The sequence below is a fragment of the Rhizorhabdus phycosphaerae genome (genome assembly GCF_011044255.1).
Taxonomy (GTDB): Bacteria; Pseudomonadota; Alphaproteobacteria; order Sphingomonadales; family Sphingomonadaceae; genus Rhizorhabdus; species Rhizorhabdus phycosphaerae.
In genome coordinates, this window is record NZ_CP049107.1 from 1,489,037 (window position 1) to 1,500,833 (window position 11,797).

At 66.2% G+C, this 11,797-nt stretch carries 9 protein-coding genes; 7 read left to right on the plus strand and 2 right to left on the minus strand.

The window, feature by feature from the left end:
* Positions 1-265 precede the first annotated feature (265 nt).
* The 7 genes from G6P88_RS06770 (at position 266) to G6P88_RS06800 (ending at position 10,936) form a co-directional block, all read left to right on the plus strand.
* On the plus strand, positions 266-2,281 hold the full coding sequence (locus G6P88_RS06770; RefSeq protein WP_165322469.1) for an autotransporter assembly complex protein TamA: 2,016 nt from the start codon (positions 266-268) through the stop codon (positions 2,279-2,281).
* Positions 2,281-6,507, plus strand: a complete 4,227-nt coding sequence (locus G6P88_RS06775; protein ID WP_165322470.1) for a translocation/assembly module TamB domain-containing protein — start codon at positions 2,281-2,283, stop codon at positions 6,505-6,507. Before G6P88_RS06770 ends, G6P88_RS06775 begins: the two co-directional genes overlap by 1 nt.
* 188 nt (positions 6,508-6,695) lie before the next feature.
* Entirely contained in the window at positions 6,696-7,616 is a 921-nt protein-coding gene (locus G6P88_RS06780) for a VOC family protein (RefSeq protein ID WP_165322471.1), read from the plus strand.
* A 21-nt stretch (positions 7,617-7,637) separates the two neighbouring features.
* Positions 7,638-8,831: a flavin-dependent monooxygenase gene (locus tag G6P88_RS06785; protein WP_165322472.1), complete on the plus strand. Its 1,194-nt coding sequence runs from the start codon at positions 7,638-7,640 to the stop codon at positions 8,829-8,831.
* Positions 8,832-8,850: 19 nt separating this feature from the next.
* The gene (locus G6P88_RS06790; protein ID WP_165322473.1) at positions 8,851-9,960 is read left to right on the plus strand and encodes a 3-ketosteroid-9-alpha-monooxygenase, oxygenase component; all 1,110 of its coding nucleotides are present in this window, start codon (positions 8,851-8,853) and stop codon (positions 9,958-9,960) included.
* 237 nt (positions 9,961-10,197) lie between these two features.
* Entirely contained in the window at positions 10,198-10,404 is a 207-nt protein-coding gene (locus G6P88_RS06795) for a cold-shock protein (RefSeq protein WP_165324971.1), read from the plus strand.
* A gap of 316 nt (positions 10,405-10,720) precedes the next feature.
* Entirely contained in the window at positions 10,721-10,936 is a 216-nt protein-coding gene (locus G6P88_RS06800; RefSeq protein WP_165322474.1) for a hypothetical protein, read from the plus strand.
* A 330-nt stretch (positions 10,937-11,266) separates the two neighbouring features.
* On the opposite strand, the gene G6P88_RS06805 is transcribed toward G6P88_RS06800, so the two are convergent.
* Both G6P88_RS06805 and G6P88_RS06810 read right to left on the minus strand, forming a co-directional pair.
* A complete protein-coding gene (locus G6P88_RS06805; protein WP_165322475.1) occupies positions 11,267-11,512 on the minus strand; it encodes a hypothetical protein in 246 nt (81 codons plus the stop codon).
* A 106-nt stretch (positions 11,513-11,618) separates the two neighbouring features.
* Positions 11,619-11,789 carry a hypothetical protein gene (locus tag G6P88_RS06810; protein ID WP_165322476.1) on the minus strand — a complete coding sequence of 57 codons (171 nt, stop codon included), beginning with the start codon at positions 11,787-11,789 and terminating at the stop codon, positions 11,619-11,621.
* Between the last annotated feature and the right edge of the window lie 8 nt (positions 11,790-11,797).

Here is an 11,797-nt window from a genome sequence, read left to right on the forward strand (position 1 = left end):
CAGGCTCCGGCCGCCCACGCAGTAAAGTACATAATCATCGACATCCTCTGCCCGTCCGCTCGACGGCGGGTCTTCCTGTGCTGCTTCTAGCCGGCCGGCGTGCGCAGGTCACCCGTCGACGGGATGCGCCGGTCCGCCGCCGCGAGCGCCATGTCGCGGGAACCGAATTTTCGCTCATGCGTGTTGCAACCAGCAGGGGCCTCGTCCGTTCAGGTCCGTGACGCCGCCGTATCGAAACCGAATGGCGGGCTAAGGGGGCCGTTCGTTGAAGCCGTTATCTCTCGTTGCCGTTCTTCTCGCCACGGCCGCCTCGACACTTTCCCATGCCCAGCCCGCGGAGGGCCCGCTCGACGATGCCGCGTTCGAGGCTGCCCTGCCCCCGCTCGAGGACACCTCCGCGCCCGCAACCAGCGAGGGACCGGCTCCTAACACCCCCGCCGAACCGGTTGCCCTGGCGCCCGAACCCGAACTCGAACAACCTTTACCAGCACTAAGCGCCGCCCCGGTCGATCCGCCGGCGATCACGGTGGCGGAAGAGAAGCCGAAAGAGCTGCCCTATGACGTTCGCATCGAAGGGCTGAAGGACGTTGGCCTCGAAGACGAGTTCCGTGACCTGTCGGCGCTGCTGTCCGATGGGCGCAAGGCGGAGAATGCCGCGCAGATCGGTGCGCGTGCCGAGGAAGACGTTCTGCTGGCCGAGCGGCTGCTCCGCTCACGCGGCTATTATGACGGCGTCGCGACCATCTCGGTCGACACGCTTCCCAACAGCCGCAATCGGCTCACCGCTACGCTGACCGCCACGCCGGGCACGCGTTACATGTTCGGACGCATCGCGGTGACGGGCGCCACCGAGGAGCCGACTAAACTGGCGGTCGACGCGCTCGACCTGAAGAGCGGCGCACCGATCGTCGCGGCGGAGGTCGAGACGGCCGAGGCGAATGTCTCCCTACGCCTGCCGGAAAATGGCTACCCCTTCGTCGAGGTGGGGCAGCGGGACATCCTGCTCGACGACCGCGACCACAAGGGGGACTACACGCTGCCGCTCGATTCCGGTCCCAAGGCCCGCTTCGGCGGGATCCGGACTGCGGGCGATCCCGTATTCGACGCCGGTCATATCGAGGTGATCCGGCGCTTCGACCGGGGCGACCTCTATGACAGCCGTCAGGTCGACGACCTGCGCCAGGCGCTGATCGCCACAAGCCTGCTGTCGACCGTCGCGATCGAACCGGTGCGCACGGGCATCGTCGCGGCGGACGGTACCGAGACCGTCGACCTCCTCGTCCGCCAGAGCGAAGGCCCCCGCCGGCAGCTGGCGGCGAGCGCCGGCTATGGCACCGGCGAAGGCATCAAGCTCACCGGCTCCTGGACCCATCGCAACCTGTTCCCGCCGGAAGGCGCGCTGACGGTGGAGGGTGTCGCCGGCACGCAGCAGCAAAGCCTGTCGACCGCCTTCCGCCGTTCGAACGCCGGGCAGCGCGACCGCGTCTTCGCCCTCGGCGCGAGCGTCGCCCGTCAGGACTTCGAAGCCTATAATGCGCAGACGGTCAGCCTGACCGGCAGCCTGTCGCGATCGAGCACGCCGATCTTCCAGAAGAAATGGACGTGGAGCATCGGCGGCGAGCTGACCGCATCGCGCGAGACCCGCTTCAACCCGGCAGACGGGGAGCGCCCGCGCAGCACCTACTTCATCGTCGCCGCTCCCGGCCAGCTCGGCTATGACGGATCGGACAGCCTGCTCGACCCGACGCGGGGCTTCCGCGTGACCGGGCGCCTCAGCCCCGAAGCACAGAAGCGCAACAATGGCGGATATGACGCCTATGCGCGGATGCTGCTGGAAGGCAGCGCTTATTATCCGGTGATGGACTCGCTCGTGTTGGCCGGGCGTGCCCGCGTAGGGTCGATCGTCGGGGCGACCCGCGACACCATCGCGCCCTCGCGGCGCTATTATGCGGGCGGCGGCGGATCGGTGCGCGGCTTCGGCTTCCAGCAGCTTGGACCCAAGGACGCCAATGGCGATCCGGTCGGCGGTCGCAGCCTGACCGAATTCGCACTGGAGGCGCGCTACCGCTTTGGCGACTATGGGATCGTACCCTTCTTCGACGCCGGGCGGGTCGGCCAGGGCTCCACCCCCTCGCTGTCGGGGATGCGCTACGGCGCCGGCATAGGCGGGCGATATTATACCAATTTCGGGCCGATGCGGATCGACATCGCCACCCCTATCAATCGCCGCAAGGGTGAATCGAAGATCGCGCTCTACATCTCCATCGGTCAGGCCTTCTGATGGCCGACATCGACACCTCCTTGGCTCCCGCGGGCAATCGTTCGGGCGCCAGTCGGCCCCTCTGGCAGCGCATCGCCTTGTGGACGGCAGGCACGATTGCCGGTCTTGTCCTTCTGGTCCTGCTTGCCATCGCCGCTCTCGACACAAGTCCGGGTCGCCGCTTCCTCGCCGACAGGCTCGCGGGCTTCGAGACCGCTTCCGGTCTCCGCCTCACCGCCGGGCGGATCGATGGATCGCTTTATGGCCGCATGACGCTGTCGAAGGTGCAGCTGCGCGACACGCGCGGGGTATTTCTCAGTGCCGACCGGCTCATCCTAGACTGGCGGCCTATCGCCTATCTCAGCTCGAACAGGATCGACATACGCGAACTGGCCTCGCCCGAAGTCCGGCTGCAGCGGCTTCCGTCATTGAAGCCGGTGCCCAGCGACCCGGATGCCCCGCTGTTGCCCGATATCGACGTCGCGCTCGGCCGGCTGGCGATCGACCGGCTGGTCGTCGCTCCGGCGATCACCGGTAAAGCGCATGTCGTGCGCCTCTCCGGCAAGGTGGACATCGCAGACGGCCGTGCCGTGATTGCCGCCGATGCCGCCGCGCTGACAGGCAGGGGTCTGGCAGGTGGCGACATGCTGCGCCTCCGGCTCGATGCAGTGCCCGCGTCCAACCGCCTGCAGATCGACGGTCGACTGCAAGCGCCGGCGGGCGGACTGGTCGATGGCTTCGCCGGGTTCGGCAAGCCGCTGGCGGCGACCCTCGCCGGTGCTGGGGACTGGCGCGCCTGGGACGGTACGCTCAGAGCCACTAGCGGTCAGGAGCGGCTGGCCGACCTGACCGTCACCGCCCGATCCGGGCTGTTCGCGACCAAGGGCGCGCTGCGCCCGGGGATCATCTTCACCGGGCCGATCGCGGGTCTGACCGCGCCCCAACTGACGGTCGACGCGTCCGCCAGGCTCGCCGAGCGCAGCGCCACCATCGACGCCAAAATCGCGTCGGATGCCTTGAGAGCGACCGCCAAGGGCACGGTCGATCTCGCCGGTAACCGCTTCGCGGACTTCCATCTGAACGCCGCGCTACTGAAGGCGCGTGCGATGGCGGAAAATCTGTCGGGCGACGATGTCCTCGCCGATGCGACGCTCGACGGCCCCTTCTCGGCTCCGACGATCGCCTATGCGATCAAGGCCAAGCGGCTGGCCTTCGGCAGCCTCGGCGTCGAGGGGCTCGCGGCGGAGGGCAAGGCCCGCGTCGATGCGGACCGGATCAGCATTCCACTCCACGCCTCCGCGCGGCGGGTGACCGGCCTGAACGCGGCGGTCGGCGGACTGCTGATCGACCTGAAGGCGGACGGCGACCTTGCCTGGTCGAGCGGCCGGCTGCTTTCGGACAATCTGCGCCTTCGTTCGAAGACGCTCGACGCCACCGCGATCATCATCGCGGACCCGGCCAAGGGAATCTATACGGGGGCACTCAAGGGCCGCGTGAACGACTATCAGGTCGACGGGCTCGGACGCATCGCACTTGTCACCGATGCCGAGCTGGTACCGGGGCGCGAAGGCGGGTTCGGGGTTCGCGGCGGGTTCCGCATGACGACGCGTCGCATCGACAACGAAACGCTGCGCAATGCGCTCGGAGGTACGGCTGTCGCGACCGGACAGTTCGGCTTTGACGGACGGGTCGCCCGACTGACCCGTTTTACCGTCCGCTCGCCCGGTTTCCAGCTGGGCAACGCGGTCGGCAGCTATGATATCGAAAATGGCAGGATCGCCTTTCGCGCATCCGGCCGCTCGCGCGACTATGGCCCGCTCGTGATCGATGCGAGCGGCACGCTGGACCGCCCCTTGGTGCGCCTGCGCGCCGCGCGTCCCGGCTTGGGCGTCGAGTTGCGCGACCTCGTGGCCGAATTGCGTGGCGTGCCGCAGGGCTATGCGGTCAAGGCGCGCGGTGCCACCGCCTATGGCCCGCTGACCGCCGACCTGCTGATCCGGCAGGGGCGCGGACCGCTCGCGATCGACATCACCAAGGCGACCGTCGCCGGCGTCGATCTCAAGGGCACGATCGTCCAGACGCGCTCCGGCCCGTTCGACGGTCGCCTGACTTTGGCGGGCTCCGGCCTGTCGGGCGGGCTGCAGCTGTCTGCGGCCGGTGGAGACCAGCGCGTCGTCGCCGATATCATCGCCTCGGCCGCCCGTATACCGGGCGACATCCCCATTATGATCGGTCAGGGCAGTCTGAAGGGCGAGGTCGTGCTACGCCCCAAGGGGCCGGCCGCACAGGGGCGCTTCTTGCTCGCCGACGTCCGGCAGGGCGAGACGATCGTGAAGCGCGCGCAGGGGCGCATCGACTATCGCGAGGGTTCGGGAACGGCGGCCATCGTGGCTCAGGGCCGCAGCGGCGCCGACTTCGATGTCGCGGCGCAAGCGCGCTTCGCCCCGAACCGGATCATCGCGAATGCCAAGGGCCGCGTCGCCAACGTCGCCTTCCGCTTCGCCGAGCCGGTCCGGCTCGACCGCGAGGGTCAGGACTGGGTCCTGTCCCCGGCCCGTCTGGTCGTGCCGCAGGGCGAGGTTCGCCTGTCCGGCCGCTATGGCCGGGAAAGCCGTCTCGAGGCACGTCTCGCCAATTTCGACATCGGCATCGCGCAGGCCTTCGCCCCCGGTCTCGGCCTCGGTGGCCGCGCCAGCGGGACGCTCGATTATGCCAGCCTGCCCGGCCAGGCGACGCCGACCGTCAACGCTCGGCTCGACATCAAGCGCTTCACCCGAACCTCGGCCTATGTCGTCTCCGAACCGGTCGATCTCGCCCTGCTGGCGAAGCTTGACGCCTCTGGCGGCGATATGCGCGGCATCGTCCGGCGCGGCGACAATGTCGTCGGGCGCTTCGTGACTCGCCTCGCTCCGCTGGGTGCTGGCGCGACCCTCCAGGAACGGCTGATGCAGGCGCCGCTGTCGGGCGGCATCCGCTATAGCGGTCCAGCCGATGTGCCGTGGACATTGACCGGTATCGCCGGACAGGAAGTGAGCGGCCCGATCGCGATCGCAGCCGACTTCGGCGGCCGGCTGGACAATCCGACGCTGACCGGCGTCGCCCGGGCCAAGACGCTGCGCTACGAGAATAGCAGCTATGGCACGGTAATCTCGAACATCGCGCTGGACGGCCGTTTCACCCAATCGGAGTTTCTGCTGAACAGCTTCACCGGTCGCGCCGGCGAAGGCACGGTCAGCGCCACCGGCCGGATCGGCCTCGCCGCGACCGAGGGCTTCCCGATCCAGCTGAAGGCGACGCTGGCGAAGGCGCGTCTGGCGAAGAGCGACGCGCTGGGCGCGGTGGCTTCGGGGACGCTCGACATTACCAATGGCCCCGGCGGAGGGCTGATCAAGGGAGACCTTCGGGTGCCGGAAGCGCGTTACCGGATCATCCGGCAGGGCGCAGCCGAGGTCGCCGAACTGACCGGCGTCCGCCGGCGTGGGGACGAGCCGCTCAAGCCGGGAGGCGACGACGCGGGCGCCGCGCCGAGCAACTGGAAGCTCGATATCCGAATCCGGGCCGACAACCAGATCTTCGTCAGCGGCATGGGCCTCGAAGCCGAATGGGCCACCGACATGCGCGTGACCGGGACGGCGGGCGATCCGCGCGTGGTCGGTCGACTGTCGGTCGTGCGGGGTACCTATTCCTTCGCGGGCCGCCGCTTCGACCTCGACGAACAGGGCGAGATCCGCTTCGACGGCGGTCAGCTGACGAACCCCGAACTCGACCTCTCGGCCGACACCTCGGTCGAAGGCGTCACCGCCCGGATCGTCATCGGCGGCCGCGCCATGGCGCCACAGGTGAGCTTCACCTCGACTCCTACGCTGCCTCAGGACGAGGTGCTGTCGCGCCTTCTGTTCGGCGAGAGCGTCACCTCGTTGTCACCGACCCAGGCGATCCAGCTGGCGGCAGCGCTCAATTCGCTGCGCGGTTCTGGCGGCGGCCTCAATCCGCTGGGCAAGCTGCGCTCGGCTTCGGGCATCGACCGGCTGCGCGTCCTCGGCGCAGACAAAACGGCGGGACGCGGCACTGCGCTCGCAGCCGGCCAATATATCTCCAATGACATCTATGTGGAGGTCATCACCGACGCACGCGGCTTCACGGCGACCCAGCTGGAGATATCGCTGTCGAAGACGCTCAGCCTGCTCAGCCAGACGAGTTCGTTCGGCGGGTCCAATGCCAGCATCCGCTATTCGAAGGATTATTGAGCCAGATCGGAGACAGTGCGAGAACGGCTTTGAATCTACGCATTTTCTACGCTGATAGCGATTTTCATGACAATATCTCGCCTCACGGCGGATATCCGTAACGCATATCAGCATATTATTGACCGAGATCAATTTCCGCGACCGGGTGCCATGGCATCCCTGGATCGAACGGAAGAGGATGTCTCAGGATGCAGATTGCAGGCCTCGCATATTGCGTGATCGGTTCCACCGCACCCAGGCAGTGGATCGAGTTTGGCGAGACGGTGGCGGGCTTTGCCGCCGAGGAGCGGGACGGCGTCGTTCTTCTGCGCATGGACGAGCGGCCCGGCCGCATCATCGTCATCCCCTCGCCGACGGATTGTTACCGGGCGTCGGGCTGGGAGGTTCGCGGACGCAAGGCCTTCGAGGACGCTGAGGAGGAGCTTGCGCGCAAGGGCATCGCATTCGAGCGATCGACAGCCGCCGAGCGGGCTCTGAGGAGCGTCACCGACATGCTGTGGCTGCTGGACCCCGCAGGGAACCGGCACGAGATCTTTCACGGGCCCGCTGTGGCGTCCGCGCCCTTCCGCTCGCCCGCCGGGGTCGAGCAGTTCGTCACCGGGCAGCTCGGCATGGGCCATGTGGTGCTGCCGGCGCCGAACATCGACGCGACCCGTGATTTCCTGAACGAGGTGCTCGGCTTCGACCTGTCGGACTATATGGTCCATCGCCCGCTGGGACCGGACGGTCCCGCCATGCGCATCGATTTCCTGCATTGCGACAATCCCCGCCACCACAGCATCGCCCTGTTCGAGGGCGAGGTTCCGGCAGGCTGCGTGCACCTGATGGTCGAACTGCCCACGCTGGACGAGATCGGACGGGCCTATGACCGGATGGAGCAGGCAGGCGCGCGGCTGATGGCGACGCTCGGCCGCCACAGCAACGACCGCATGGTCAGCTTCTACGCCGCCACGCCGGGCGGCTTCGCGCTCGAATATGGCTTTGGCGGACTGCAGCTCGACTGGTCCGAACATAGCGCCTTCGAGTTCACGGCGATCAGCGACTGGGGACATGATTTCAGCGTCGGCTTCGGCGCGGACGAGCGCGCGAAACTGGCGGCAGCCGCCTGACGACAAACGAGGAGACGGAGCATGACTTTGACGAAAGCTGTCGGCCTGCCGACCGAAGCCGATCTGGTGGCGCGCGCCGAGGCGATGATCCCTTTGCTTCGCGAGCGGGCAGAACAGGCCGAACGCGACTGCCGCCTTCCGGCCGAAACGATCGCCGACTTCCGCGCCGCCGGCTTCTTCAAGATCCTCCAGCCGCGCCGCTATGGCGGCTATGAAATGGATCCGCAGAGCTTCTACGCCGTGCAGATGAAGGTCGGCGAAGGCTGCATGTCATCGGCCTGGGTGCTGGGCGTGCTCGCGGTGCATAACTGGCAACTGGCGCTGTTCGACGCTCAGGCGCAGGACGATGTGTGGGGTGAGGATCCTGCCACGCTGATCTCCTCCTCCTACATGCCCAAGGGCAGGGTCACGCCCGAAGATGGCGGCTATCGCCTGTCGGGCCGGTGGAGCTTCTCCAGCGGCGTCGACCATTGCGAATGGGCCTTTCTGGGCGGGATGATCACCGACCCGACGACCGGCACACCCGACTTCGTGACTTTCCTCGTGCCGCGTCGCGATTTCACGATATTGCCGGTCTGGAAGACGATGGGTCTGGGCGCCACGGGCAGCCACGATGTCGTCGTCGAGGGGGCATTCGTACCCGCCTATCGCGTGCATCGGTCGAAGGACGGCTTTGCCGTCAGCAGCCCGGGACTGAAGGTCAACGACTCTCCACTGTTCCGCCTGCCTTTCGGTCAGGTCTTCGTTCGGGCCGTCTCGAGTTCCTCGATCGGCGCCTTGCAGGGGGCGTTGGACCTGTTCCGCAATGCCGGCGCGACACGCGTCTCCAACAACGACGCGTCCTGCGCAGCGCAGGATCCGGCCACGCTCGAGCTCGTCGCCGAGACCGCCGCCGCGATCGACGAGATGAAGGCCCTGCTCAACCGCAACTTCGACCATCTGATGTCCGCCGCCCGGGCGGGACGTCAGGCCGACGTCGAGACCCGGCTGACCTTTCGCTACCAGTCAGCACAGATTTCCAGCCGCTGCGCCGATCTCGTCACCCGCATCTTCCATGCGTCCGGCGCCGAGGGTATTTTCAGGGACCGGCCGATTTCGCGCATTTTCTGTGACATCCATGCCGGACGAACCCACGTCGCCAACAACCCGTCAAAGGTCGGGCGCAATTTCGGTGGCGTTCTGCTCGGCGCGCCCAACGCCGACAGTTTCATCTGATCTCGGGGAGACCCTGCCGATGGCACGCACCGCCGATTACGGGCTTGGCCCGCTCACCTTCCCGCGCGGCTGGTTCATGATCGCGGTCGCCGCCGATGTGGACGACGTGCCCAGGCCGGTCCGCTTCTTCGGCCGCGACATGGTCCTCTATCGGGGCAAGCGCTCCGGCAACCCCATATTGCTCGACGCATACTGCCCGCACATGCGCGTCCACCTGGCGAAGAACACGACCTCCTATGTCGTGCGCGACGGGACCCATGTCGAAGAGGACTCGATCCGCTGTCCTGCTCATGGCTGGCGCTATGGCGCGGATGGCCGATGCGACGACATTCCCTACTCGACCCGCGCCATTCCCAAGGCCGCCTGCGTGACTGCCCATAAGGTGGTCGAACGGGCGGGCTGCATCTGGATGTGGCACGACATGGAGGGCGGCGATCCGGACTATGCGTTGCCCGACTTTGCGGAATGGGACGCCGAGGAGGAGGGCTGGGTCCGGTGGCGGCTCGACGATCTGGGGACGCTGCCGATCCACCCGCAGGAGATCCTCGACAATATGACCGACCTCGCCCATTTCCGGCCGGTTCATGGCAGCACCGACATCGTCTATTTCGCCAATGCCTTCGAGGATCATGTCATCCGGCAGACGCTCGAATCAGGCCATCGCACGCTTGCCGCGGGCAGCGGCGCGCTGCTCAACGAGACCTGCTATACCGGCCCGGGCATCCTCCTGTCTCGCATGGAGGGGCGCTACCCGTCGGTCATGATGATCTGCCACACCCCGGTCGAAGACGGCATGGTTCAGGTCTGGTATGCACTTGCCGTACGCGCGTCGGCAGGGCCGGTCGATGGGGCGGCCATCGCGCTGGCCCGAAATTATCAGGATGCCGGGCTGGCGGCCTTCGCCCAGGATTTCGAGCTGTGGCAGAACAAGGAGCCCGCACTGTCGATCCTTCAGATTCCGGAGGACGGGCCCTTTCACAAGGGGCGCATCTGGTATCGCCAATTCTACAACGGGCGGGACCGGGCGGGCGAGTTTCAGCGGCGCGTCAACGGAGTCCATGTTTCGTTAGACGGGCGGTCCGGCGCCCGCCCTGACGTTATTCCAGCGGCCGGATTCGTGCCCGCATAGCCCACATCTGCACAGACGATTCACTCTGTTTATGCCATCTCGATCAGATTCCAATTGTACATCACCGAGGATTCACTTTACTGGCAACAATTGACTTTTTGAAAAATTTCCTTATCTATGGTCATGCTTAACGTCGCCTGCGACGAATTTACTGCCTGATCCGCAGATTTTCCTTTCACGCGCTATCAGCTCATCAGCCCCGTGGCTGGTGATATTTTGCCTATGAAGGAAGATTCCATGCCGACCGGCACCGTCAAATTTTTCAACGAGACCAAAGGCTACGGCTTCATCGAGCCGGAAGACAATAGCGGCGACAGCTTCGTGCACATCAGTGCCGTCGAGCGCGCCGGAATGGTCACGCTGAAGCAGGGGCAGCGCCTCACCTATGTGATCGAGGCCGACCAGCGCGGACGTGCGTCCGCCGTCAATCTCGAAGCTGCCTGAGCGATATCAGCCTTTTACCCCGGAAGGCGTCGGCCAGCCGATGCCGCCGGGTCAGGCGCCGCCGCCCGACGGACGAAGCGCATGCCCAACATGCTCTCCCGGAACGGACCGCCGCCTGTTCATCCCAACAATGGCGATCGTCGCCACGGATTAAGAATGTTCTTGAAGACTCAAAAAGATACCACCCCCTTTTCCTGTAACACCCACCCGCAGCGGCGTCGTACGCCAGCCCGATCGGGCGCGACATTGTCGCCTGCGGACCTGAAACGCCTCGTCGCCGATATGGTCGACTGACAATCACGAGCGGAGCACAATCATGGCATCGAACAGCGACATGTGCATGGCCCGGGCGGACGAATGTGCGCACCAGGCCGAGCAGAGCATATTGACCGAGGTGAAGGAGCAGTTCCTCCGTTCGGAACGCGCCTGGCGCGGCCTTGCCGTGCGCCACTCGGCTCAGGAAGCGCGGTCGGCCCGCCGTCTTCAGGACGTGGCGGACAGCGCCGCCCAGGCCCGCGAAGCCCAGCTCTGATGCCCGAGGCCTCACACCCTTATCGGGGGGAGCCTCGCGCTATCCAGCTCGCCAGGCGTTTGCAGGCGCGCTGGGGCCGGGGCTCCGTCGAGGAGGCCCATTTCCAGTTTCTGGAATCGGTCCGTCTGGGCAAGATTGCCCGGGCGGACCTTTATCATGCGGTATGGGCTGTATTGCAGCACCGCCACAATGTGACGTCTTTCGGCGCAGCGACCTATCGCTGATCGGCGGGTCGGCATGCTGACCCGCCCCAATATCAGACCATTTCCATTGTGCCCGGCCGCCCTCTGGTAGAGGACGGCTGTCCGCATTGCGGGGGCCACCGCCGGATCAACCCGACTGCTGGTCGGCCTGGCTGCGGAGCAATTCACGAAGCTCCGATGACCGAATATGCCTGCCATCGTCGGTCTGCACGACCAGGCGCCAGATCTCCTCAGGATCTTCTTCCGCAACCAGCGCGAGAACCTCGCCAAGGGTGCCAGCGGCGATCTTCTGGGGCGCACGCCGGCCGCCACGCATCGTATTGCCGCCGACAGTGCGCCACAGGCTTGCTGGCTGATCTTGTTCGGCGGTCATGCAGCTACGCTCCCGTCACAGGCTTGGTACGGCGTCACCACGGGGCCGCGCGCGTGGCTCTTCGGGACAGGCTGCTGTCCGTCTATGGACGCTACACCAGGCACGATCAAAGAAAGACGCTGCGACCAGCGCCCCGCATGGCGCTGCGCAGGCGATCGATACGCTCCACATAAAGGCCCGCCAGACCGAGATGGGCCGTCCGCGTTTCCAGGCAAAGCGTCGAAGCGGCCTTCATCAGCGAGATCTGATGGCGGGCGAAAAGATAGTTGAGATCCATGGTGCGGC